Below are 24,415 nucleotides of genomic sequence, written 5' to 3' on the forward strand. Positions count from 1 at the left end.
CCGGGCCAACGAGGCGCGACGGCAAGGCGGTTCAGGGGTCCGTCACGCGGCGGCCGGCTGCCCCTCGGCCAGCAGTCGCCTGATGTCCCGCACGGCCGCGCGGCCGGCCCGGTTGGCGCCGATGGTGCTGGCCGAGGGGCCGTAGCCGACGAGATGGATCCGGGGGTCGGCCACCGCGCGCGTCCCCTCCACCCGGATTCCGCCGCCCGGCGTGCGCAGCCGCAGCGGGGCGAGATGGCCGAGCGCCGTCCGGAAACCGGTCGCCCAGAGGATCACGTCGGCGTCCACACGGCTGCCGTCGCGCCACTGCACGCCGTCGGGGGTGATCCGGTCGAACATCGGTCGCCGGCGCAGGACCCCCTCCGCAAGTCCCCGGCGGATCGCGTCGTTCAGCGGCAGCCCGGTGACCGAGACCACGCTGCGCGGCGGCAGTCCCTCGCGCACCCGTTCCTCCACCCGTGCGACGGCGGCCCGCCCCGCCTCCGCGTCGAACGGCCCCTCACGGAAGACGGGCGGACGCCGGGTGACCCAGGTGGTCGCGGCGGCGTACGGGGCGAGTTCCAGCAGATGCTGGGTGCCGGAGGCGCCACCGCCCACGACCACCACCCGCCGGCCGGCGAACTCCTCGGGTCCCGCGTACTGCGCGGTGTGCAACTGCCGCCCGCCGAAGGTCTCCTGACCCGGATAACGCGGCCAGAACGGGTGGTCCCAGGTGCCGGTCGCGTTGATCAGGGCGCGGGTCGACCAGATGCCGTCGGACGTCTCCACGAGCAGCCGCCCACCGCCTGCCTCGCGCACCGCCCGCACCTCCACCGGGCGCCGTACCCGCAGGTCGAAGACGCGCTCGTAGCGGGCGAAGTACGCGCCGATCACCTCCGCCGAGGGGCGCGCCGGGTCGGCGTCCGTGAGCTCCATACCGGGCAGCGCGTGCATCCCGTGCACCTTGCCGTACGTCAGCGAGGGCCAGCGGAACTGCCAGGCGCCACCCGGCGCGGGGGAGTGGTCGAGGACCACGAAGTCGCGGTCCGGCTCGAATCCGGCGCGGCGCAGATGATAGGCGCCGGACAGTCCGGCCTGTCCGGCGCCCGCGACGACCACTTCGACCTCGCGCAATTCGTTCACGCTTCTACCAACAGCGTTCCGTGCGCGGATCATCCCGCGCGGTGTCCTACCCCTGCGCAGGGCTCGTTGTCGTACCCATGCGTCAGGATGGGAGGCATGCCAGAAGCTTTCACCACCCGAATCCTGAACGTCTCCACCGGTTCCCGGGAACGCGTGGCCGACCTCACCGGGGACTGCGCGGACTTCCTGCGGGAGGTGGCGGGCGGCCGCGACGGCCTGCTGAACATCTTCGTCCCGCACGCCACCGCCGGGATCGCCGTCATCGAGACCGGCGCCGGCAGCGACGACGACCTCCTCGCCGCGCTGCACACCCTGCTCCCGGCCGACGACCGCTGGCAGCACCGTCACGGCAGCCCCGGCCACGGCCGCGACCATGTGCTCCCGGCGCTGGTCCCGCCCCACGCCACCCTGCCGGTGATCGCCGGCCGGCTGGAACTCGGCACCTGGCAGTCGGTGTGCCTGGTGGACACCAACAGGGACAACCCGGACCGGCAGGTGCGGCTGTCGTTCCTCGGGTAGGTCCCGGCGACGCTCCGGTTCCGTCCTGGAGCGGCCGTTTCCGTCGTGGGGCGAACAAATGCTCAATCACGTACGGTGTGGTGGACGCAGCAAGCCGGGCTCGCCGCGACAGGAGTGGTTGCGCAGTTCGCGGCAGTCCCGGTCCGTCCAGGCCGGGAGAGGAAGTATGAGCATACGCGTCCGGCAGCGGCCCAGGAGCCGCCGCACAGCCCTCCGCACCGGGGTCCCACTGGCCACGCTGGCACTCGCCGTCGCCGGCTGCGGCGCATCGGTGACGCCCGGCACGGAGACGACCTCCCTCCGGTCCTCCGCCGCCACCCAAGGCACCCGGACTCCGGGCACGCAGACCCCGGACACCCCGAGCGCGACGCCGAGCCGCACCGGCACCGATGCCGCCACGGCCACCGCGCCCACCACCCCGATGGCGACCGCCGCCACCTGCACCGACCGGACCCTGTCCGGCATGACCACGGCCCAGCGGGTCGGGCAGCTTTTCATGGGCGGGATCTCCGCCGCCCACCCGGACCAGGCGCAGTTGCGCATCCTGCGCGACAACCACGTGGGCTCCGTGATGCTGACCGGCCGCAGCTCCGCCGGTACGGCGGCGACGCGGAAGATCGTCGACGGGTTCCGGGGCCAGGCGGACCGGGTCGGCGGCCGGCAGGTCGGCCTGCTGGTCGCGACCGACCAGGAGGGCGGCCGGGTACAGGTGCTCAACGGCCCCGGCTTCTCGGCCATGCCCAGCGGGGTGACGCAGGGCGGCAAGTCGACCGCGATGCTGCGGGCCGAGGCGACCATCTGGGCCCAGCAGCTCAAGCGAGCCGGGGTCGACCTGAACCTGGCACCGGTCGCCGACGTGGTCCCCGCCTCGCTGGGCACCCGCAACATCCCCATCGGCTCCTTCCAGCGCGAGTACGGCAACACCCCGGACGCCGTGACCTCCCACACCGGTGCCTTCGCCGCCGGCTTCAAGCAGGCAGGCGTGCTGACCACGCTCAAGCACTTCCCCGGACTGGGCCAGGTGATCGGCAACACCGACACCACCGCCAATGTCGTGGACTCGGTGACGACCAGCACCAGCGCGAGCCTCGGCCCGTTCAAGGCCGGAATCCAGGCCGGGTCGCCCTTCGTGATGGTCTCGTCGGCCACCTACACCAAGATCGACGCCAAGCACATCGCGGCCTTCTCGCCGACCGTCATCGGCCAACTGCTGCGCGGCCAGATGGGCTTCAAGGGCGTGGTCATCTCCGACGACATCGGGAACGCGGTCGCCGTACGGTCCTTCACCCCCGCCCAGCGGGCCCTCGACTTCACCACGGCGGGCGGCGACATGATCCTCACCGTGCGGCCGGACGTCATACCCGCGATGGCGCAGGCCATCCAGACCCGGATGGGGCAGGACGCCTCGTACCGCGCCAAGGTGGACGACAGCGTGCGCCGGATACTCGACGCCAAGCAGAACGCGGGCCTGCTGGCCTGCGGTTGAGGCCCTGAGGGGGTACGAGAACGGCGTCCAGGCGCCCTGGCACAGCGCGCAGCCCGCCCCGTACGCCTCTCCCGCACCCCCGGTGATCAAGTGACGGGAGAACCCCCGAGACGACCACTGGCAGCGCCCTCCGGCGGACGGAGGGCGCTGCGGGCAAGGCTGCGGAAGGGGGTCAGCTCTGGGCGGAGCCCTTGGCCGACTCCTTCTGCTGCTTCAGGTTCTTGACCCGCGCCGCTTCCTTGCGGACCTCGACCTGGGTGGCCTGCTCCTTGACGAGCCACTCGGGCCGCTCCTGCTTGAGCGCGTCGATCTGCTCCGTGGTCAGCGCCTCGGTGACGCCGCCGCGCGCCAGACCGGCGATGGACACGCCGAGCTTGGAGGCGACCACCGGACGCGGGTGCGGACCGTTGAGACGCAGCTCGCGCAGCCACTCGGGCGGATTGGCCTGGAGCTCGTTCAGCTCGGCACGCGAGACCACACCCTCCTGGAAGGAGGCGGGGGTGGCGGGGAGGTACACACCCAGCTTCTTCGCCGCGGTCGCGGGCTTCATCGTCTGGGTGCTCTGCTGCGACTTCATGAGGACAAGGGTATCGGCCGTGCGTACGGGAGCCGACCACGAGCCGGGCGGCGGACCGGGCGGAATCACGGCCGGTGACCATGGGGGCCGCCGCGGCCGGTAACCTGGCCTGGTGACAGGCTCGGAGGAATCACCGTCGTTCCGGCTCGCGTACGTCCCCGGAGTGACGCCCGCCAAATGGGTGAAGGTCTGGCACGAACGCCTGCCCGACATCCCGCTCACCCTCTTGCAGGTCCCCGCCGCCGCGGCGCCGGAGCTGCTGCGCACGGGTGAGGCCGACGCGGGTCTCGTACGGCTGCCCGTCGACCGTGACTTCTTCAGCGCGATCCCGCTCTACACCGAGACCAGTGTGGTCGTCGTCCCCAAGGACCACGTGATCACCGCCGCCGACGAGGTCACCCTGGCCGACCTCGCCGACGAGGTGGTCTTCCATCCCCTGGACGACGTCTTCGACTGGGACCGGCCGCCCGGTGAGGCCGCGTTCGAGCGGCCCGCGACGACTCAGGACGCGATCGAGCTGGTCGCGGCCAACGTCGGCCTCCTCGTCGTACCGCAGTCGCTCGCCCGCCTCTATCACCGCCGCGACCTCACCTACCGCCCGGTCACCGACGCGCCCCAGTCCGGCGTCGCGCTGTCCTGGCCGGAGGAGGCCACCACGGACCTGGTCGAGGAGTTCATCGGCATCGTCCGGGGCCGCACCGTCAACAGCACGCGGGGACGAGGGGCGGCGGGGCGCCCGGCGGACGGCGGTACGGCGGAAGGCCGTACGACCAAGGCGGGAGCCAAGGCGGCGGGCAAGCCCCAGGCCGACAAGAAGGCCCGAGGCGCGGGGCAGCCGGGCGCCCGGCAGAAGCCCGGCGCCGCCAAGTCGTCGGGCGGGCGGGGTCAGCGGGCCCGCGCGGGCGGGGCCAAGCCGGCGGCGAAGCGCGGGAAGCCGCGCAAGCGTTCATAGCCACAGAAGCGGCGCGGAGACGGCGCGGAAGCGGCACCGGGCAGCCGTGGGAAAGCGGCACAGGAGCGCGGAAAGGCGTCGCAGGGTGCGGGAGCGTGCCCCTCGAACCCCTTTCAAACCGCCCGATCGTGTTCCTCCGGCCGTGCCGCCCCGCGCGCCGCGTCCACCGGCTCGGTCTGCCGCACCCGCAGGTCGGCCACCGCGAGGACCAGGGCGAGGGCGACGATGCCCACAGCCGTCAGCAGGCCCAGCTGGAGCGCGGTCGCTGGGTTGCCGTGGTTGGCCAGATGGGCGAAGTACACGGCGCCCACGGCCGCGATCCCGGCCGCGGAGCCGATGCGCTGGGCGGTCACCAGCACCCCGCCCGCCGCCCCCGCCCGCTGCACGGGCACGGTCGCCAGGGTGAGCGTGGTGTTGGGGGAGATGGTGACGCCCGAGCCGAGGCCCGCGATCAGCAGGGGCACGGCCGCCGCCCAGGCCACGCCCTGACCCGGTACCAGCTGCACCGTCGCGATCACCGTGAGCAGGCCCAGTGCCACCACCGCCAGACCGGCGACGACCAGCTTGCGCCCGTGCCGTACGACGAGCCGGCCGCTCACGCTCGCGCCGATCGCCGAACCGCAGGCGAACGGCAGGGAGGAGAACCCGGCCGCGAGCGCGGTGTAGCCGACGCCGTTCTGGAGGAACAGCGTGTAGACGAAGAAAAGCGTGGTGAAACCCGCGAAGTAGACCAGATTCAGCAGCACCCCGAGCGAGAAGGACCGCTGGGCGAACAGCCGCAGGTCCAGCAGCGGCGCCTGCCCCCACCAGCTCTGCCACCGCTCCCACGCCCAGAAGCCCGCCAGCAGCAGCGCGGCCACCGGAAGCAGCGCCCACTTCAGCCGGCCCGTCCACTGCTGCTCCTGCACCAGGGGCAGCATCAGCGCGAGCACGCCGGTGCCGAGGAGCAGCACTCCGGTCAGGTCGATGTTCTCCCGCTTGCCGGTCGCGGGCGGGGTGCGCGGCAGCAGCCGCAGTGCCGCGCAGAAGGCGGCGACGCCGATCGGCAGGTTGACGTAGAACACCCAGCGCCAGCCGTCGTCGGTGCCGAACAGATGGATCAGCAGTCCGCCGGCGGGCGGGCCGATCGCCGTGGACAGCCCGACGACGCTGCCCAGCATGCCGAACGCCCGCGCCCGCTCGGTGCCCCGGAACATCTGCTGGATCAGCCCCGTGGTCTGCGGCGCCAGGATGCCTGCGGCCACGCCCTGCGACAGCCGGAAGAACACCAGCCAGCCGGCGTCGGAGGCCAGCCCGCACGCCGCCGAGGCCAGCGTGAAAAGGGCGAGCCCGTAGAGGAAGACCGTCCGCCGCCCGCGCAGGTCCCCGAGCCGGCCGGCGGGCACGAGCGCGAGCCCGAAGGTGAGCGCGTAACCCGAGACGACCCAGGACAGGGCGGCCGTGTCGGCGCCGAGGCCGCGTTCCATCGAGGGGAGGGCGACGTTCACGATCGAGCTGTCGAGCAGCGTCATGAAGCCCGCCGTCAGACAGACCCAGAGCGCCTGCCAGCGGCGCCGGTCGTCGGCCGGCCGGGCCGTGTCCATGGTCATGGGGCCACGCTAAGCAGCGGCCGGGCCCTGAGCGCGGAAGAAGGGAACATCCGGCGCGTCGGTGTTTGTCCTGGTATAAGGCGGCATAGGGCGCGTCATGCGTGCGGTGGCTCAGGTGCGGACGGTCCCCCGGAGCCACGCGTACGCCGAGCGCGCCGTGAACTCCTGCTGCCCGCCGCGCAGCAGCAGGCTCGCCGTGCGGAAGCCGGGATCGTCGGCCTGTCCGGCGACATACGGGATGGCGATGCAGCGCATCCCCGCCGCGTGGGCGGCCGCCGCGCCCGGTGCGGCGTCCTCCAGGACCACGCAGTCGCGCGGCTCCGCGCCGAGCCGCCGGGCGGCCTCCAGGAAGGTGTCCGGCGCCGGCTTGCCGCGCGGGACGTCGGCCGACGACACCACCACGCGGACGAGGTCCCGCAGCCCGGTGCCGGTGAGGACCGCGTCCATGGCCTCGGGGGAGGAACCCGAGGCCACCGCGGTCGGTACGCCGTCGGCGGCCAGCAGCTCCAGCAGCGCGCGCATCTCGGGATACACGCGCGTGTGGGCGCGGGCCAGCTCCAGATAGCGCCGGTCCGTCGCCGCCAGCAGTTCCTCGGGCGGGACGCGCAGCCCGTAGCGCTCCCGCCAGAGCAGGACCGTGTCCCGAGTGCTGACACCGACGTAGCTCACGTGGTCCGCCCAGCTGTAGTCCGGCACGCCGTACTCGGCCAGGGCCTGGCGGCTCGCCTCGTAGTAGTTCGGCTCGCTGTCCACCAGCGTTCCGTCGAGATCGAAGACGACCGCGAGGGCGCCGGGATCGCTCATGCGCTCCAGCATGCCGGGATCAGGCGCGGGCGGCGCGGCCCACCGACTCCACCAGGGGGCCCAGCCGGTAGGGAACGCGTTCGCGCAGCGCCACCTCGGTGCGGGTGCGCACCACGCCCGGCAGGCTGATCAGCTTCTGGATGACGTCCTCCAGGTGGGCGTTGTGCCGGGCCGCCACGCGGGCGAGCAGGTCCCCGCCGCCCGTGATCGAGAACGCCTCCACGATCTCCGGCACCGCCGCCAGCGCGTCCCCCACGTCGTCCAGGTGGCCCTGGGTCACCTCGATGTGCACGAACGCCAGCACCGGGTGGTCCAGCGCGGCGGGGGAGAGGGTCGGGCCCGTACCGGTGATCACACCGTCCCGCTCCATGCGGTCGAGGCGGGCCTGGAGGGTGCCGCGGGCGATGCCGAGGATGCGGGCGTATTCGCGCACGCTGGTGCGCGGCTGCTCCAGGAGCAGTCGCAGGATGCGGGTGTCGAGCTCGTCCACGGCCATGATGGACGACTGTACCAATGGCCCGGTGCCTGGAGGGCCCCGGTCTCGCCCGACCTGCGCCGTTGGTGTCACCCAAGGCCCCGCACGAGGCTGCAAGGTGGACCATTGGCCCATTGAATCCGGCATCACTTGAGCCACTGCGGCCGAGGATGCTCTTATGGACATGTCGATGGCGCTGCGGATCCCCGCGGCGCCTTTTGTTTTCCGGTCTTCCTTGGTCTTCCAAGGTGTCCCTGGGGAGGACAGCAGTGCTGAAGAAGATGTTCGTGGCTCCGGATCCGGGTCGGGCGCGACTGCGCTGGGCGTCTCGGGCCGTCCTCGGCATCGGGCTCGCCGTGGTGGTCTGCCTGCTCGTCGGGCAGTCCGTCGCCGGCGCGGTGGCCGGCGGTCTCGCCGCGCTGCTCGCGCTGTTCACCGTCGCCGACCCCACCGTGCGCGGGCAGGCGGTCACCACCGCGCTGCTGCCGGCCGTGGGCCTGCCGGTGCTCGGCGCCGCGGCGGCACTGCACCCGTACCCGGTGGCACGGGACCTCGCCTTCCTCGCCGTCGTCGGCGCCGGGGTGTACGCCCGCCGCTGGGGGCCGCGCGGGCACAGCCTCGGCGTGTTCGCCTTCATGATGTTCTTCGCCGCCCAGTTCCTGCACACCACCCCCGACGGGCTGCCCGAACTGTCCGCCGCCGTGCTGCTGTCGGTGCTCAGCGCGGCCGCGGTCCGCTTCGGGCTGTGGTGCTACGAGCGCCGGCTGCCCCCGGCCTCCGCTCCCGCCGCCCTGTCCGCGGCCGCGGGGCTGGCCCGCGTGACCACGCGCCAGGCGGTCCAGGCGCTGGTGGGCGCGGGCTTCGCGCTGGTCGTGGGCGAACTGGTGTCCGGCCAGCGGTGGTACTGGGCGGTCGGTGCCACCTGGTGGGTCTTCGTCAACACCACCTCGCGCGGCGAGACCCTGGTACGGGGCTTCCGCCGGGTCCTCGGCACGCTGATCGGCGGCGGCCTGGGCTTCCTCGTCGCCGTCCCGCTGCACGGCGCGCCGGTGCCGACGGCCGTCCTGCTCGCGGTCGCCGTCTTCGGGATCTTCTACTCGGCCGCCGTCTCCTACACCTGGATGATGCTCTGGGTGACGGTCCTCGCCGAACTCCTGTACGGCCTGCTCGGTGTCCTCACCCCCGGACTGCTGGCGCTGCGGCTCGGGGAGACGGCGGTGGGGGCGCTCGGGGCGGTGCTCGCGGTGCTGGTGCTGCTGCCGGTGACCACGCACGCCACGACGGACGCGTGGATCCAGCGGGCCCTGCGGTGCGTGCACGCCTGCACGGCGGAGGCGGCGGCGCGGCTCGGGGGCTCGCCGACGGCCGATCCCGCGCCGCGCGTGGCCGAGCTGGAGCTGCTGCTCGGCCGGGTACGGCTGTCCGTGGCGCCGCTGGTGCACCCGCTGAACCCCTCGGCCGCCCGCAAGCTGCGGGCCCGCAGGGTGCTGGCGCTGCTCGACGACTGCGCGCGCGAGATCCGTGGCCTCGTCGCTGTCGCGGCGGATCCGGAGGCGTCGCACGACGCGCGTCTCGCGGCGGCGTGCGGTCGGGTGGAGAAGGCGGTCGAGGCGCTCACAGGGGGCTCCGCGGAACCGGCGGCCGCCGCGGCCGAGGCCCCGGTGTCGCCCGCGCTGGCCCATCTGCACGGCCTTGAGCATGCGCTGGCCGCGCTCGCGGAGCCGCTGCGGGGGGCGGCGGGGGCGAGGCTGGCCGGGGCGTGACGTCCTCGGCGGCGAGGGTGCGGGGCGGCCGGTGAGAGGGGATGGCCGCGGGGAGGCATGCGGATGCCGGTTCGCTGGGGCTGGTCGCGCCCGCAGGGAGCTGCCGTCCCCTCGGCCGAGAGGCGGATGCGGCTCGTCCTCGCGCCGCACGGAACCGCCGTCCCGCCGGTCGGGAAGCCGATGTGCCTCAGCGGGGCGCCGCCGGAGGATGCCGCACCGGAGTGAAGAACTCCGGCCCCACGCCGTCTCCTTGGTCTAGACCGAAGTGGGTCGGCTGCTACCGTCGGCGCGTGACGGGCTCGACCGAGAGGGGACAGCGGTGGCGCAGGGCGATGGCAGGTCGGGCGGACGGCGGGCGTTCATCGGCTCGTTCACGGCGGCGGGCGGACCGGGTCTGGTGACCGCGCGCGTCGAGGCGGAGGGCGGCGCCCTGACCCTCGTCGCCGCCGTCAGCGACGTACCGGATCCCTCCTACCTGGCCCTCTCCCCGGACGGCGGCACCCTCTACGCGGTCGGCGAGACCGCCGAGGGCGTCGTCGCCGCCTACCGGGTCGACGGCGCCCGTCCGGAGCTCGCGGGGCCGCCCGTGTCCGTGGACGGCAGCGGCCCCACCCATCTGAGCCTGTACGCCGGGCACGTGCTCACCGCCAACTACGGCTGCGGCAGCGTCACGGCCGTACCGCTGCGCCCGGACGGCACCCTCGCCGCGAAACCCTCCGGCCGGCTCCAGCACACCGGCTCCGGGCCCCACGACCGCCGGCAGCGCGGCCCGCACGCCCACCAGGTGCAGCCGGACCCGAGCGGTCGCTGGGCGGTGAGCGTCGACCTCGGCACCGACTCGGTGCGGGTCTGCACCCTGGAGGCCGGCGCCCCGACCCTGCACCGCGAGTGCGCCCTGCGCCCCGGCTCCGGGCCCCGCCATCTGGCCTTCCACCCCGACGGCGAACGCGCCTACGTCGTCAACGAACTCACCCCGACGGTGACCGTGTGCCGCTGGGACGCCTCGGCCGGCTCCCTGAAACCGCTCACCGAAGTGCCCCTGCTGCCGGGCGCCCCGGCCGGTGACGCCTACCCCTCGGGGATCGTGGTCGCCCCCGACGGCCGCTTCGTGTGGGCCGCGACCCGCGGCGAGGACGTCCTGTCGGTGCTCGCCGTCGAGGGCGACGGCCTCAGGCCGCTCGGCACCGTGCCCTGCGGCGGCCACTGGCCCCGCGCCCTGGCCGAGCGCGACGGCTTTCTGTACGTGGCCAACGAGCGCTCCGGCGACGTCAGCTGGTTCGCCGTGGACGAGACCACGGGCATGCCGCGCTACGACGGCTCGGTGCAGGTCGCCGCGGCCTCCTGCGTCGTCTTCGGGTAGCCGGCGCCCGACACCTGATCCGGCGCGGCACAGGGCCCGCCCCCCGAGGGGAGCGAGCCCTGCACGTTCGATGCGGGTGCGATCAGCGGACCGGGGCACCCTGCGCCTGCTGCGGCGCGATCCCCAGGGCCGTCGTGTACTTGGCGAGGGCCAGCTTGCCGATCGCCGGGTAGGCGCCCAGCGGCTCGGCCATCGAGCAGCCCGCCTCCTCGGCCGCGGCGGCCAGCAGCGTCGCGTCGATCTCCGGGCCGACCAGGTACGGCGCGAGCGCCAGCTGCTGCGAGCCGGAGGAACGCAGCTGCTCGGCGATCGAGGAGATGGAACCCTCCTGGTCCAGGGCCGCCGCCATCACCGGCACGGCCAGGCGCGCGGCGAGCAGCATGCCGGTGATCCCGGCCGCCTGCACGGCCTCCTCGCCGCCCACGGAGGCCAGGACGATGCCGTCGGCGGCCGTGGCCACGGTGAACAGCCTGGCGCGGTCGGCGCGGGCCAGGCCCGCCTCGGACAGCCGTACGTGCAGCGCCTCGGCGAGCAGCGGGTGCGGGCCGAGGACATCCGTCAGCTCGGCCGCGACCCGGCTGTCGTTCACCGACTGGCGGATCTGCCGCAGCAGCGCGCTGTCCGGACCGGCCAGCAGCGGTACGACCACGGCGGCCGGGCCGTCGGGCTCCCGCAGGCCCTCGACACCGGCGGCGAGAGCCTGCTCGTAACGGGCCGTGCGCTCCTCGGCGGCGTGCGCCAGCACCCCGCGCAGCGAGGGGAACTCGGTGTCGTCACCGTCCAGGTAGCCGATCCGGGCGTCCAGGCCGGGCAGCTCGGAACGGGCGATGCTCACGACCTCCTCGGCGAGGCCACGCGTGGCAGCGCTGGGCACACCGGGCACCGCGAGGACGAGCGCGGGCGCGCCCTCGGGAGCCACCAGCGGTTCGGGCCGGCGGTGCCGTCCGGGCTGGCGGGGTCGCGGCATTCGTACTGGGAGGCCGGACTCGGGTCCAGTGGAGGAGCTCATGGCGCCGCATGTTACTGGTTTCCCGGATGGTCCTGTTCGGGGAGGGGGCAGGTGAGCGGTATCCGTCCGGTTTTGTCTGCTCGCTTACGGGTGGCGGCTGTGACGTGCAGCATCGTCGGATCACCCGGCAGCGTGAGCCGTCCGGCCGCGAGGTCGGCCGCGATCCGCACCGCGCCGTGCAACGGGTCGCCCTCGGGCGGCACCTGGCGGGCGTGCGGCAGCCTGCGCGCCAACTCCTCGCGCAGCGGCACGAGCAGCGGATCGCCCATCCTGGACAGGCCACCGGTGAGCGCCACTTCGGGCGACCCGTCCGCCGGGCACACGGCCGCAGCGGAGTCGGCCATGTGCCGTGCCGCCGCCCGCAGGATGTCCGCCGCGACGGGGTCGTCCGCGGCGCAATCGGCGACGCGGGGCGCGAACGAGGCGAGTACGGCGGCCCGGTCGGTCCGCGGATAGAGCCTGCCCGGCAGTTGGCGTACCGGCCCGAACTGCTCCTGCGCGCACCTCAGCAGCGCGCCCGAACCGCCCTCGCGGCCGTCGTGGGCCCGCAGCGCCGCCTCCAGGCCGGCCCGGCCGATCCACGCGCCACCGCCGCAGTCGCCCAGCAGATGACCCCAACCGTCGGCTCGCCGCCAGGCGGTGAGGTCGGTGCCGATCGCGATCAGCCCGGTGCCCGCCGCGAGCACCGTGCCCGGCCGGGAGCCGAGGGCCCCGGCGTACCCGGTGACGGCGTCGGCGGCGAGCGCGACCCGTCGTACGCCCAGTTCGCGGGCGAGGGCCTCCGGCAGTTCGGCGCGCAGGGCGTCGCCCAGGGTGGCGAGACCGGCGGCGCCGACGACGGCCGTACCCAGCTCGCCCACCCCCGTCTCTGCCGTCAATTCTCCGACCAGCGGAGTCAGTTGGGACATCAGATGGGCCGGGTCGATGCCCCGCGGGCCGGTGCGGACCGGCTTCCGGGTCTCCCGCTGTGCCGAGGGCGCCCGCCCCGGCACGCCGACGGCGACCCGGAGGCCGGAACCGCCCGAGTCCACGGCGAGATACCCGGCGGCGGTCATGGCAGGCGCCAGTCCACGGGCTGTCCGCCCTGCTGGATCAGCAGGTCGTTGGCCCGGCTGAAGGGGCGCGAGCCGAAGAACCCGCGGTCGGCCGACATCGGCGAGGGATGCGCGGACTCCACGGCCGGCAGGCTCCCCAGCAGCGGGCGCAGATTGCGCGCGTCACGGCCCCACAGGATGGACACCAGGGGCTTGCCGCGCGCCGCGAGCGCCCGGATCGCCTGCTCGGTGACCTCTTCCCAGCCCTTGCCGCGATGGGCGCCCGGACTGCGCGGCGCGGTGGTCAGCGCCCTGTTGAGCAGCAGCACGCCCTGCTGGGTCCAGGGGGTGAGGTCGCCGCTGGACGGCTGGGGCAGCCCCAGGTCGCTGTTCAGCTCGCGGTAGATGTTGATCAGGCTCGGCGGCAGCGGCCGTACCTCGGGGGCCACCGAGAACGACAGGCCCACCGCGTGCCCCGGAGTCGGATAGGGGTCCTGACCGACGATCAGGACCCGCACCTCGTCGAAGGGTTGCTGGAAGGCCCGCAGGACGTTGCTTCCGGCCGGGAGGTACGTGCGTCCCGCGGCGATCTCCGCGCGCAGGAAGTCTCCCATCCCGGCGATCCGTCCGGCGACGGGTTCCAGGGCCTTCGCCCAGCCCGCTTCGACGATTTCATGCAAGGGTCGTGGTGCCACGGGCGTCACCCTACTGCCGTACGGCCACCGGTGATCAACCGGCGGCCCGGACCCGGCCGGACGCCCCGCGCCCCCGGCCCCCAGGAATGCTGTTCCCCCGACACTCGTGCCCCCCTCTTTCCGTTCCGTCTCTCAGCTCACGACCGCGGCGCGCACGCACAGCACGTCCGGCAGATGCGCGGCCACCTGCCGCCAGCTGTCGCCGTCGTCCGCCGAGGCGAACACCTCTCCGTTGCGATTGCCGAAGTACACGCCCGCCGGGTCGGCGTCGTCGGTGCACAGGGCGTCCCGCAGCACCGTGCCGTAGTGGTCCCCGGCCGGCAGGCCGCGGGACAGGGGCTCCCAGGACTTGCCCGCGTCGGCGGTACGGAAGACGCGGCAGCGGCGGTCGGCGGGGACCCGGTCGATGTCCGCGGTGATCGGGAAGACGTACGCCGTGTCGCCGCGGTGCGGGTGGGCGGCGACCGCGAAGCCGAAGGTGGACGGCAGGTCCGCGCCGATGTCGCTCCAGTGCGCGCCCGCGTCGTCGCTGCGGTACACCCCCCAGTGGTTCTGGAGGTACAGCCGGTCCGGCACGGCCGCGTCACGGGCGACCTTGTGCACGCACTGGCCGAACTCCGGGTTCGGGTCCGGCAGGAACACCGCGGCCACCCCGGAGTTGGACGGCGCCCAGCTCGCCCCGCCGTCGGTGGTGCGGAACACCCCGGCGGTGGAGACGGCCACCGTCAGCGCCGCCTTGTCGCGCGCGTCCGTGAGCACCGTGTGCAGCCCCTCACCGCCGCCGCCCGGCACCCAGCGGGAGCGGGTGGGGTGCTCCCACAGCGGCCGCACCAGCTCGAAACTCTCGCCGCGGTCCACCGAGCGGTACAGCGCGGCCGGTTCCGTGCCCGCGTACACCACGTCGGGCTCGGCGGCGGCCGGGTGCAGTTGCCAGACGCGCTCCAGGGAAGCCCCGGTGTCCTTGGGGAATCTGACGGCCGGCCGGGGCGGCTCTGTCCAGGTGCGGCCCAGGTCGTCGGAGTGGAACACCGAGGGCCCCCAGTGCGCGCTGTCGCCGCCCGCGAGCAGCCGCGGCCGGGGGCCGCGGACGTCGATCGCGACCGAGTACACCGCCTGCGCGTTGAAGTACGGATTCTCGTCGAACTCCCACGGGCCCTGCCCCCGCCGCCGCCCGATGAACAGGCCCTTGCGGGTGCCCACCGCCAGCAGTACCTCGGTCATGCCGATCACCTCCGGGGCGCCATCGCCCAGGGTCGCCGTCAGATATCGGCCAGTGTGCACCCCACCACTGACAGTCTCCCCTGGAGCGGCCACCGCCCCAGCTCAGCGCGGGTGTCGTCGACCTTCGGCGGGGATCGGAGGGGCGCGTTCCCCGATGCGCCTGCGCGAGGCGGCCCTCTCGTGCGAACGTCGGGGGACGGCTTGTCATGAGCAACGGAACGATCCCTCCCCGCGGGGAGGGCGGTCCGGCCGGTCTTTGCGGTCGCGAGGAGGATGCCCTTGATGGCGTTCCGGGGTCCGAAGGTGTGGCTGTGGCGCTGGCGGCGCAATCCGCTCAGGCGGCGGGCGGACGTGGTGGAGGGCTGGGTGGTGCTCGGCGTCTGGCTGCTGACGTTGCTGGCCGGGGTGCTCGCCGGGCTCGTGACCGCCCGGTCGGTGGCGCAGGGGCTGGCCCGCGAGCGTGCCGACTGGCGTCCGGCCGTCGCCCGGATCGTCGCCGGGGTCCCGGAGGCGTCCGCCGGGCACCGGCACATACGCGGCGGCGACCGGGGCTGGGCCGAGGTGCGCTGGAGGGTGGCAGACGGTTCCGTGCACACCGGCCGGGTGCGGGCGGTGCCCGGCGGCGGGCCCGGCACCAGGGTCACCGTGTGGACCGATTCGCGGGGCCATCTCGTCGGCAGTCCCGTCACGCCCGGCCAGGCCGCCTTCCGGGCCGACCTCATCGGAGCCCTGGCGGGGCTCGGCGCCGCGCTCGTCCCCTTCACCGGCGGCTCCCTGCTGCGCGTCCGGCTGGAGCGTCGCCGGATGGCAGCCTGGGACACGGAATGGGCCCGGCTTGGGCCGCAGTGGGGAAGCGCAGTATGAACGGCCCTTGTTCGACGCAGGGTTGCGCAACGTGGGGACCAACCGGGTGTCGACGGGGAGCAGTTCGACACCCTGGACCGGTCCCGGCGGGAACGACTCGGGCAGGGTGACCGGCGAGGGCGAATGACGCCGGAGCACGTGGAGGTGTCCGGGAGCGAGCGGGTCCGCCCGGCTCAGCCGCGGTCGGGCAGGGCCCGGTCCAGGATGGCGGTCAGGTCCGTGCCGGAGGGGAGGGTCCCGAAGGAGTGGCCCCAGTCGCCGGCCAGGCGGGTGGCGCAGAAGGCGTCCGCGACCGGGTGCGGGGCGTGGCGGACCAGGAGAGACGCCTGGAGGGCGAGGGCCATGCGCTCGACCAGGCGGCGGGCGCCGAACTGATCGGCGCCCGGCAGCTCGGCCTTGAGGGCGGCCACGGTGGCGTCCAGGCGGGAGTCCGCGCCCCGTGCGAGGGCGAGTTCGCCGAACAGGGCGTCGGCGGCGCCCGGTTCACGGCCGAGGGCGCGCAGCACGTCCAGCGCGTTGACGTTGCCCGAGCCCTCCCAGATCGACAGCAGCGGGGCCTCCCGGTAGTGCCGGGGCATGCCGGAGTCCTCCACGTACCCGTTGCCGCCCAGGCACTCCAGGGCCTCGGCGGTGAACGCGGGCCCCCGCTTGGTGACCCAGTACTTGCCGACGGCCGTGGCGATCCGCCGGAAGGCGTGCTCCCCGGCGTCCCCGCGCACCGCGCGGTCCGCGGCCCCGGCCAGCCGCAGCGTCAGGGCGGTCGCCGCCTCCGACTCCAGCGCGAGATCCGCCAGCACATTGCGCATCAGCGGCTGTTCGAGCAGCCGGGCGCCGAACGCGCTGCGGTGGCGGGCGTGATGGCCGGCCTCGACCAGCGTCTTGCGCATCAGCGTCGCGGTGGCCATCACGCAGTCCAGCCGCGTGCAGTTGACCATCTCGATGATGGTCTTCACGCCCCGCCCCTCGGGCCCCACCAGCCAGGCGACGGTCCGGTCGAACTCCGGCTCGCAGGAGGCGTTGGAACGGTTGCCCAGCTTGTTCTTCAGACGCTGGATGAGGAAGGTGTTGCGAGCGCCGTCCGGCAGCACCCGCGGCACCAGGAAGCAGGACAGCCCGCCGGGGGCCTGGGCCAGGACGAGGAAGAGGTCGGACATGGGCGCCGACGTGAACCACTTGTGCCCGCGCAGGGTGTAGACACCCGGCTCGCCGGTGGGCGTGGCCGCCGTGGTGTTCGTCCGCACGTCCGAGCCGCCCTGCTTCTCGGTCATGCCCATACCGGCGATCAGTCCGGGCTTCCCGGTCGGCACCCGCAGTCCGGGCTCGTACTCCCGGCTGGTGAGCAACGGCTCGTAGACCTTGGCCAGTTCGGGCTCCGCGCGCAGGGCGGGTACGGCGGCGTACGTCATCGACGTCGGACAGCCGTGCCCCGCCTCGGTGTGCCCCCACACCAACCCGCCCGCGGTGCGGGCCACATGGGCGCCGGGCCGCTCGTCCGCCCAGGCCGAACCGGCGAGGCCCGCCTCGACCGCGGCCCGCATCAGATGGTGCCAGCCGGGGTGGAACTCCACCTCGTCGACGCGGTTGCCGTAGCGGTCGTGGGTGTGCAGCACCGGCTCGTGCGCGTTCGCCTGCTCGGCCCACTCCTGTGCCTGCGCGCTGCCCGCGCGGACGCCGAGCCGCCGGATCTCCTCCTCGGCCCAGCCGGCGCCCTCGCGCCGCAGGCCCTCCAGGAGGGCGGTGTCGTGGGAGGAGTCGTAGGGGGCGAGGGGTGGGGGCTGGTTGGTGACGTCGTGGGTCGCGACCGGCGTCTGCGTCTCTGTCCGCGTGGGGGTCATACTCGTCATGTTGCGCTTTCCCTGCGGTTGTAGCAATAGTGCAACATGGTGGCGTGCGTAGAGTACGTGCCCATGCGCGTGAACGTGTCGGCCGGGCCGGAGGCCGGCCTGCGGCCCCTGTCCGCCCGGTCGGTCGTCCTGAGCATGCTCCTGGCCGTGCACCCGCCCGAGCTGCCGGTGAAGGACCTCATACGGCTGGTCGAACCCTTCGGTGTCGGCGGCTCCACCCTGCGGGCCGCGCTGAGCCGGATGGTGGCCGCGGGCGACCTGTGGCGCACCGACGCGGTCTACGGGCTCAGCGACCGGCTGCTGGCGCGGCAGCGCCGTCAGGACGACGCGGTCCACCCCCGCACCCGCGCGTGGGCCGGCGACTGGGAGATGGTGGTGGTCACGGCGACGGGGCGCGGCGCCGCCGAACGCGCCGCGCTGCGCGCCCGGCTGACCGCCCTGCGCCTGGCCGAACTGCGCGAGGGCGTATGGCTGCGCCCCGCCAACCTCGACCGGCCCCTGCCGGACGGACTCCGCCAGGTGGCGGCGACGTACACCGCGCACCCGGACGAACCCGCGCACGACCTCGTCGCCCGCCTGTGGCCCCTGGACACCTGGGCGGCCACCGCCCGCGCCCTGCTCGCCCACGCCTCGGCCGCGCCCGGCCCCGCCGACCGCCTCACCGCCTTCGCCGCCATCGTCCGCCACCTCCTCGGCGACCCCGTCCTCCCGCCGGCCCTCCTCCCCCCGGCGTGGCCGGGCCCCGAACTGCGCACGGTGTACGCCGGGTACCAGCGGGAGGTGGCGGCGTCCGCGGGATGGCGGGAGGGCTGAGCGGCCGCTGACGGGGCAGGCCCGCCGTGCCGCCGCCGGGACGGCCGTACGGAGGACACCCCTGCGACGGGTGACGCCCGCGCCGGCCGCGGCCCGAGTGCGTCCGCAGTGGTGCGCCGGGGCGGGCCGGGCCCCTGAGCGGGTGGCGCCCGCGACGTACCGGGCGTTCCCTGGGAGACAGGAGGGTGACCCGCACGGTCGCGGGCACTCGGCGGGCAGTGGAGGACGATCTCACCCGAGGAGAGTCATGGCTGAGCAGAATGCGTCGTCGGCCCTCACGGCACCCCTGCGCGGTGCCGCCTCGGTACTGCGCAAGGTGCCGGGTGCCACGGCGATGGGCCGCGTCGCTGAGGAAACCCTGGACAAGGTGGGCGCCGTCTCCCCGCGCGGGCGGCGCATCGCGGTGTACGCCGGAGCGGGCGTGCTCGGCGCGGCGGGCGTCGTGGAGTGGCCCGTGGCCCTGACCGGCGCGGCGGTGGCCTGGCTCACCCAGCCACGCCCCGGCCACCAGGGCGACGGGACGGCGAAGGACCCGGCGACTCCGCACGATCTGGGCACCGCCGCCCTCCGGTCCGGCGCGGACCCGCACTCCCACGGACCGCAGGAGGAACCCCACCGGCACCACGGCGAACGCGGACACGGACACAAGCACGGTCATAAGCACGGGCCCGGACCCGTCCCCGCCGACGAGGCCGGGGACCCCACCCCGAAGACGGCGACCGGCCCCCTCGGGCCCACCGCCCGCCCGGACCGCACCACCCGCTGAGGAGGGCCCCTTGCCAGGTCTGCTCACCGTGCCGCGGGCCACCCTCCGGCTGCTGCCCGCGGCACCACGGCTGCTCGCCCGCGCCACCGCGCCTGCGGTAGGGATGGCCGCCGGCGCGGCCGCGGGGACGGCGCGCGCCGGCGTGCGCGGCGCGGACGCCGCCCTACGGGTCGCCCGCGTCGCCCGCAACGCCCTCCCCGGCTCCGGCGATCACTGGCGCGCGGGCAGCCGCGCCCACCTCGCCCTGCGCCCCGCCCCGCCCGCGAGCGACGCGACCGGCACACAGGGCGCGCCCCCTGAGCCGCCGGCAGCCGCGACCGAACCGCCGGCCGGCCCCCAGCCCGCACCCCGCGCGGAATCCGCCAAGCCCCCCGGCCACCCCGAGCGCATCGCCCCCATCGCCCGCCGCATCGCCCAGATACTCGCCGACCGGCCCGACGTCCTCTTCGCCTACTGGGACGAGGGCCTCGCCCGGCTGGTCGTGAGCGCGACCGAGGACGCGGTCACCGACGAGGTGGTCGAGCACGCCGCGCGACTCGCCGCGCGGCACGGGTTCGAACTGGCCGTCGGCGACGTGGAGGAGACCACCCACCCGGCCGACCCCGCCGGGGTGCGCACCGCCGTGGCCACGCTCGGGGCCGATGTGCTGGGCACCGCCGTCGCGGTCACCGGGTACGCGCTGCGGCTGCCGCCCTCGCCCCGGCTGGTGACCGCCGTGGTGACGCTGCTGCGGGAGAACCCGAGGTTCCGCGGCTGGCTGCGCGCCCGCCTCGGCCCCGACCGGATGGACCTGGTGCTGGCCTGCGCCAACGCCGCCGCGCACGGGGCCGGGCAGACCCCCTCCTCCCTGCTGCTCGACGGCACCCTGCGCGCCTGCCAGGTCGCCGAGACGGTGGCCCGCGCGGTCGCCTTCGACACGGTGCACGACGACCTGTGCGCCCCCGGCCGCGTCAGCCTCGCCCCCGGCACCGAGCCGCGGCCTCCGCTGCGCGAGTCGCCCGCCCAGGAATACGCCGCCCACGCCTCCGCGGGCAGCCTGCTGGGCGCCGCGGCCACCCTGCTGGTCAAGCACGACGGCACCGAGGCGGCCGAGGCGGTGCTCGCCGGTTCGCCCAAGGCGGCCCGCTACGGCCCCGCCGCCTTCCACGCCGTCCTCGGCGCCGCCCTGTCCCGCACCGGAGTCCTGGTGCGCGACCCGGAGCGGCTGCGCCGGCTGGACATGGCCGGGACCGTCGTCCTGCACGCCGGAGCGCTGCGCGGCGCGGACGGCGAGGCGGACCCGTGGGCCGAGCCCGTGCTGGACGCCGCCCGCCGGGCCGGGCTGCGGGTGGTGCTGGTGGACGATCCGGCCCTGGAGGACTTCACCGGCCTCGCCGACCAGGTCGTGGACGCCCGCCGGCCGCTGGACGACGTCGTCTACGAGGCGCGCGGCGAGACGGAGACCGTGCTCACCGTCGCCCGCGTCCGCTCGGCCGAGGAGAGCGACGTCCTGGCCGCGCTGCGCGCCAGCGATGTCGCCGTCGCCCTCACCGACCGGGACGGCGCCGTGATGTGGAGCGCGGACCTGCTGGCCCTGAACGGGCTGCCCGACGTGTGGCGGGTGCTGATCGCGATCCCGGCCGCCCGCGCGGTCGGCGGGCGGTCCCAGACCCTCGCCCGCTCCGGCGCGGCGCTGTCCGGGCTGATGGTGGCCGTCGGCGAGGCCAAGGGCGGCCGGGGGCGGCTCGCGATGCTGCCGGGGCTGCGGCACGCGCCCGTCGACGCGGGCGCCGCCATGGCCCTGCTGTCCGGGATGCGCGCCGCGCTCGGCGTGGCGGCGGCCCGCGCCCCGCACCCCCGGCCGCGGGTGCACTGGCACGAGCTGGACCCGGACCAGACCAGGGACCGGCTGGAACACCGACCCGGCGACGCGGAAACCCCGTTGGGCGCGCTGGCCGACGGGCTGCGCAAGGCCGCCGACGGGGTCTACCGGCATCCGCTCGTCGCCCCCGTGCGCTGGTCCTACCAGCTCGGCCAGGCCGTCCGCGGCGAACTCCACGATCCGCTCACCCCGGTCCTCGCGGTCGGCTCGGCCGCGTCCGCGATCCTCGGCTCGGCGGTGGACGCCCTGCTCGTCGTCGGCGCCCTCGACCTGAACGCGCTCGTCGGTGGGATCCAACGGCTGCGTGCCGAACGGGCGTTGTCCGGTCTGGTCGCGGACCAGAAGCGCAAGGCGCGCCTGGTGCCGGAGGACGAGGAGGCACCGGCCGGCGGCACCCGCACCGTGGAGGCCGGCAAGCTCGCGCCCGGCGACGTGATCCAGCTCAAGGGCGACGACGTGGTGCCCGCCGACGCGCGGCTGCTGTGGCAGGAGGGCCTGGAGGTGGACGAGTCCGCGCTGACCGGCGAGTCCCTGCCGGTGGAGAAGGACACCGATCCCACCCCGCACGCCCCGGTCGCCGACCGCAGCTGCATGGTCTTCGAGGGGACGACCGTGGTGGCGGGCGAGGCCCGCGCCGTCGTGGTCGACACCGGGGAGCACACCGAGGCCGCCCGCGCCGTGCACCTGGCCGCGCGCACGCCGCCGGCGGCCGGTGTCCAGGCCCGCCTCCAGGAACTCACCCGCAAGGCACTGCCGTTGACCCTGGCGGGCGGCGCCGCGGTGACCGGCCTCGCGCTGCTGCGCGGCACCCCGATCCGGGAGGCGGTCAGCGGTGGCGTGGCGGTCGCGGTGGCCGCGGTGCCGGAGGGGCTGCCGCTGGTGGCCACCGTCGCCCAGCTCGCCGCGGCCCGCCGGCTCAGCCGCGGCGGCGTCCTGGTGCGCACCCCGCGCACCCTGGAGGCGCTCGGCCGGATGGACACCATCTGCTTCGACAAGACCGGCACCCTCACCGAGAACCGGCTGCGCCTGGTGCGGGTCTCCGATGCCCAGGGCGTTGTACGCGCCGTGGCCGACCCCCGGTCCGCGGACACCGTGCGGGTCGCCGCACGCGCCTGCCCCCGCTCCAACGGCGGCTCCGAGCGCCCGGTGCACGCCACCGACGAGGCCGTCCTGGACGCGGCCCGCCCCGATCCCGAGTGGACGCAGCTCGCCGGGCTGCCCTTCGAAGCCGGGCGTGGTTACGCGGCCGCCGTCGGACGGGCCGGGGACGGCTCCCGCGTCCTCGTGGTCAAGGGCGCCCCCGAGACCGTCCTGCCCGCCTGTGCCAGGCTGCCCGAGAGGGCGGCCAACACCGCTCAGGAGCTGGCCGGTTCGGGGTTGCGCGTCCTGGCGGTGGCCGAACGGCGCCTCGCCGACGGGGAGGACGAGTCCGCCGTACTCGAACAGCCCCTGCAGGGGCTGGAGTTCACCGGAGTGCTGGCACTGTCCGACGTACCGCGCGACACCTCCACGGCGCTGGTGAAGGGGCTGCTGGAGGCGGGCGTACGGCCCGTCGTGCTCACCGGCGACCATCCGCAGACCGCGCGCGCCATCGCCGCCGAACTGGGCTGGCCGGAGGACACCGTGGTGGTCACCGGTGACGACCTGGCCGCCGCGGACCGGTCGGCGCGGGCCCGGATGCTGCGCGACGCCGGCGTGGTGGCCCGCGTCGCGCCCGAGCAGAAGCTCCAGGTGGTGGAGGCGCTGCGGGACGCGGGCCGGGTGGTCGGCATGGTCGGCGACGGCGCCAACGACGCCGCGGCCATCCGCGCCGCCGACATCGGGGTCGGCATCAGCGCCCGCGGCTCGGCCGCCGCGCGCAACGCCGCCGACATCGTGCTCACCGCCGACGACCTCACGGTGCTGATCGACGCGGTCGGCGAGGGCCGCGCCCTGTGGCACAGCGTCGCCGACGCCATCGCCATCCTCATCGGCGGCAACGCGGGCGAGGTCGGCTTCGGCCTGATCGGCACCCTGGTGTCCGGGCGGGCGCCGCTGTCCACCCGGCAGATGCTCATGGTGAACCTGTTCACCGACCTGTTCCCGTCGATGGCCGTCGCCGTCACGGAGAAGGAGGGCGAGGCGGATCTCGCCCATGTGGAGGAGGCCGCCGGGGTGCTGGGCGATCCGCTGCTGCGGCAGATCAGGCACCGGGCGCTGACCACCTGCCTGGGCGCGCTCACCGCCTGGCTGATCGGCCGCTTCACGCCGGGCACCGCCCGCCGCTCCAGCACCATGGCGCTGTGCGGGGTGGTCGGCACCCAGCTGGTGCAGACCCTCCTCGACCGGCGTGACAGCCGGCTGGTGCAGGTCACCTCGCTGGGTTCGGCCGCGGTGCTCGTCGCCGTGGTGCAGACCCCGGTGCTCAGCCGCGCCTTCGGCTGCACCCCGCTCGGCCCGTTCGCCTGGGCCGGTGTGGCCGCCGCCATCGCCCTCGCCCTGGCGGGACAGCGCGCGCTGCCCCGCCTGGAGGAGACGGTCGTACGACTCCTGCCGGACTGAGGCTCACACCGAGCGCAGGTACTGATCCGGCACCCGCACGTCGCCGCCCAGCTCCCGTGCGGTGTGCCGGGCCCAGGAGGGGTTGCGCAGCAGTTCGCGGCCGAGCAGGACGGCGTCGGCCTCGCCGTTCGCCACGATCTTCTGGGCCTGCTCGGCCTCGGTGATCAGCCCGACCGCCGCGACCGGGAGGCCGGTCTCGGCCTTCACCCGAGCGGCGAACGGGACCTGGTAGCCGGGCCCGACCGGGATGCGCACACCGGAGGCGTTGCCACCGGTGGAGACGTCGAGGAGGTCGACGCCGTGGGCGCGCAGATCGCGGGCGAGACGGACCGTGTCGTCCGCGCTCCAGCCGCCCTCCTCCAGCCAGTCGGTGGCCGAGACGCGGAAGAACAGCGGCTTGTCCTCGGGCCACACCTCCCGTACGGCGTCCACGACTTCGAGAGCGAACCGGGCCCGGTTCTCGTACGAACCGCCATAGGCGTCGGTGCGGTGGTTGGAGTGCGGGGAGAGGAACTCGTGGATCAGGTAGCCGTGGGCGCCGTGGAGCTCCACGATCTCGAAGCCCGCCGCCAGCGCCCGGCGCGCGGCCTGTGCGAACTGGCCGACGATTTCCTGGATCTGACCGACCGTCAATTCGGTGGGGACCGGGTGGCCCTCGGCGAAGGGCAGCGGGCTCGGGGCGAGCGGCTGCCAGCCGTGCCGCTCCGGGCCGATCGGCTCGCCGCCCTTCCAGGGGCGCTCGGTGGATGCCTTGCGGCCACTGTGCGCGAGCTGGACGGCCGGGACCGTGCCCTGGGCGGCGAGGAGGCGCGTGATCCGGCGGAAGGCCTCCACCTGCGCGTCGTTCCACAGGCCGAGGTCAAAGGGGGAGATCCGGCCCTCCGGGGAGACCGCGGTGGCCTCGACCACGATCAGACCGGTGCCGCCGGTCGCCCGCGCCCCGTAGTGCGCGACATGCCAGTCGTTCGGGGCGCCGGCGAGCGGTCCCTCCGGCTCGGCGGAGTACTGGCACATCGGGGGCATCCACACCCGGTTGGGGATGGTCACTTCGCGCAGGGTGACGGGCTCGAACAGCACACTCACGGGGACTCCATTCGTCACGGACCGCAGGACTACTCGT

20 protein-coding genes are annotated in these 24,415 nt (G+C 74.8%); 9 read left to right on the forward strand and 11 right to left on the reverse strand.

All coding sequences use genetic code 11. The features are described 5' to 3' along the window. Positions 1-42 precede the first annotated feature (42 nt). Entirely contained in the window at positions 43-1,122 is a 1,080-nt protein-coding gene (locus ACZ7EC_RS10460) for an NAD(P)-binding domain-containing protein (RefSeq protein ID WP_471060478.1), read from the reverse strand. Positions 1,123-1,218: 96 nt separating this feature from the next. Here ACZ7EC_RS10460 and ACZ7EC_RS10465 point away from each other — a divergent pair, with 96 nt between their 5' ends. Both ACZ7EC_RS10465 and ACZ7EC_RS10470 read left to right on the forward strand, forming a co-directional pair. Then, complete coding sequence (locus ACZ7EC_RS10465; RefSeq protein ID WP_471060481.1) at positions 1,219-1,641, forward strand: YjbQ family protein; 423 nt, start codon at positions 1,219-1,221, stop codon at positions 1,639-1,641. Positions 1,642-1,807: 166 nt separating this feature from the next. Further along, the gene (locus tag ACZ7EC_RS10470) at positions 1,808-3,127 is read left to right on the forward strand and encodes a glycoside hydrolase family 3 N-terminal domain-containing protein (RefSeq protein WP_471060484.1); all 1,320 of its coding nucleotides are present in this window, start codon (positions 1,808-1,810) and stop codon (positions 3,125-3,127) included. 172 nt (positions 3,128-3,299) lie between these two features. On the opposite strand, the gene ACZ7EC_RS10475 is transcribed toward ACZ7EC_RS10470, so the two are convergent. Beyond that, complete coding sequence (locus tag ACZ7EC_RS10475; RefSeq protein ID WP_471060488.1) at positions 3,300-3,704, reverse strand: DUF5997 family protein; 405 nt, start codon at positions 3,702-3,704, stop codon at positions 3,300-3,302. A gap of 112 nt (positions 3,705-3,816) precedes the next feature. On the opposite strand from ACZ7EC_RS10475, the gene ACZ7EC_RS10480 reads away from it, so the two are divergent. Further along, positions 3,817-4,656 (forward strand): LysR family substrate-binding domain-containing protein, encoded by an 840-nt coding sequence (locus ACZ7EC_RS10480; RefSeq protein ID WP_471060491.1) that lies wholly within the window; start codon positions 3,817-3,819, stop codon positions 4,654-4,656. Between the two features lie 113 nt (positions 4,657-4,769). On the opposite strand, the gene ACZ7EC_RS10485 is transcribed toward ACZ7EC_RS10480, so the two are convergent. The 3 genes from ACZ7EC_RS10485 to ACZ7EC_RS10495 form a co-directional block, all read right to left on the reverse strand. After that, positions 4,770-6,245 (reverse strand): MFS transporter, encoded by a 1,476-nt coding sequence (locus tag ACZ7EC_RS10485; RefSeq protein ID WP_471060494.1) that lies wholly within the window; start codon positions 6,243-6,245, stop codon positions 4,770-4,772. A gap of 111 nt (positions 6,246-6,356) precedes the next feature. Further along, entirely contained in the window at positions 6,357-7,049 is a 693-nt protein-coding gene (locus ACZ7EC_RS10490; protein WP_471060497.1) for an HAD family hydrolase, read from the reverse strand. 19 nt (positions 7,050-7,068) lie between these two features. Continuing rightward, positions 7,069-7,545 carry an Lrp/AsnC family transcriptional regulator gene (locus ACZ7EC_RS10495; RefSeq protein ID WP_471060501.1) on the reverse strand — a complete coding sequence of 159 codons (477 nt, stop codon included), beginning with the start codon at positions 7,543-7,545 and terminating at the stop codon, positions 7,069-7,071. A 248-nt stretch (positions 7,546-7,793) separates the two neighbouring features. Between ACZ7EC_RS10495 and ACZ7EC_RS10500 the strand changes: the two genes are divergently transcribed. Both ACZ7EC_RS10500 and ACZ7EC_RS10505 read left to right on the forward strand, forming a co-directional pair. Further along, positions 7,794-9,287 (forward strand): FUSC family protein, encoded by a 1,494-nt coding sequence (locus ACZ7EC_RS10500; protein ID WP_471060504.1) that lies wholly within the window; start codon positions 7,794-7,796, stop codon positions 9,285-9,287. A gap of 319 nt (positions 9,288-9,606) precedes the next feature. Continuing rightward, positions 9,607-10,647 (forward strand): lactonase family protein, encoded by a 1,041-nt coding sequence (locus ACZ7EC_RS10505; RefSeq protein ID WP_471060507.1) that lies wholly within the window; start codon positions 9,607-9,609, stop codon positions 10,645-10,647. A gap of 82 nt (positions 10,648-10,729) precedes the next feature. Here the strand turns inward: ACZ7EC_RS10505 and ACZ7EC_RS10510 are convergent, their stop codons facing one another. From ACZ7EC_RS10510 to ACZ7EC_RS10525, 4 genes are all read right to left on the reverse strand, one after another. Further along, a complete protein-coding gene (locus tag ACZ7EC_RS10510; protein ID WP_471060509.1) occupies positions 10,730-11,656 on the reverse strand; it encodes a sirohydrochlorin chelatase in 927 nt (308 codons plus the stop codon). Between the two features lie 11 nt (positions 11,657-11,667). Beyond that, positions 11,668-12,711, reverse strand: coding sequence for an N-acetylglucosamine kinase (locus ACZ7EC_RS10515; protein WP_471060512.1), 1,044 nt, complete (start codon positions 12,709-12,711; stop codon positions 11,668-11,670). Next, entirely contained in the window at positions 12,708-13,385 is a 678-nt protein-coding gene (locus ACZ7EC_RS10520) for a uracil-DNA glycosylase (protein ID WP_471060515.1), read from the reverse strand. Before ACZ7EC_RS10520 ends, ACZ7EC_RS10515 begins: the two co-directional genes overlap by 4 nt. A gap of 132 nt (positions 13,386-13,517) precedes the next feature. Further along, positions 13,518-14,606 carry a WD40/YVTN/BNR-like repeat-containing protein gene (locus ACZ7EC_RS10525; RefSeq protein WP_471060518.1) on the reverse strand — a complete coding sequence of 363 codons (1,089 nt, stop codon included), beginning with the start codon at positions 14,604-14,606 and terminating at the stop codon, positions 13,518-13,520. 282 nt (positions 14,607-14,888) lie between these two features. Between ACZ7EC_RS10525 and ACZ7EC_RS10530 the strand changes: the two genes are divergently transcribed. Beyond that, positions 14,889-15,470, forward strand: coding sequence for an Rv1733c family protein (locus ACZ7EC_RS10530; protein ID WP_471060521.1), 582 nt, complete (start codon positions 14,889-14,891; stop codon positions 15,468-15,470). Positions 15,471-15,643: 173 nt separating this feature from the next. On the opposite strand, the gene ACZ7EC_RS10535 is transcribed toward ACZ7EC_RS10530, so the two are convergent. Further along, a complete protein-coding gene (locus tag ACZ7EC_RS10535) occupies positions 15,644-17,314 on the reverse strand; it encodes an acyl-CoA dehydrogenase family protein (RefSeq protein ID WP_471060524.1) in 1,671 nt (556 codons plus the stop codon). Positions 17,315-17,377: 63 nt separating this feature from the next. Here ACZ7EC_RS10535 and ACZ7EC_RS10540 point away from each other — a divergent pair, with 63 nt between their 5' ends. From ACZ7EC_RS10540 to ACZ7EC_RS10550, 3 genes are all read left to right on the forward strand, one after another. Continuing rightward, complete coding sequence (locus ACZ7EC_RS10540) at positions 17,378-18,127, forward strand: PaaX family transcriptional regulator C-terminal domain-containing protein (RefSeq protein ID WP_471060527.1); 750 nt, start codon at positions 17,378-17,380, stop codon at positions 18,125-18,127. A gap of 247 nt (positions 18,128-18,374) precedes the next feature. After that, positions 18,375-18,893, forward strand: a complete 519-nt coding sequence (locus ACZ7EC_RS10545) for a hypothetical protein (RefSeq protein ID WP_471060530.1) — start codon at positions 18,375-18,377, stop codon at positions 18,891-18,893. A 103-nt stretch (positions 18,894-18,996) separates the two neighbouring features. After that, positions 18,997-23,295, forward strand: a complete 4,299-nt coding sequence (locus tag ACZ7EC_RS10550; RefSeq protein WP_471062006.1) for an HAD-IC family P-type ATPase — start codon at positions 18,997-18,999, stop codon at positions 23,293-23,295. Between the two features lie 3 nt (positions 23,296-23,298). On the opposite strand, the gene ACZ7EC_RS10555 is transcribed toward ACZ7EC_RS10550, so the two are convergent. After that, positions 23,299-24,378 (reverse strand): NADH:flavin oxidoreductase/NADH oxidase, encoded by a 1,080-nt coding sequence (locus ACZ7EC_RS10555; RefSeq protein WP_471060533.1) that lies wholly within the window; start codon positions 24,376-24,378, stop codon positions 23,299-23,301. Positions 24,379-24,415: the final 37 nt, after the last annotated feature.

The sequence above is a fragment of the Streptomyces sp. NPDC037203 genome (genome assembly GCF_055605065.1).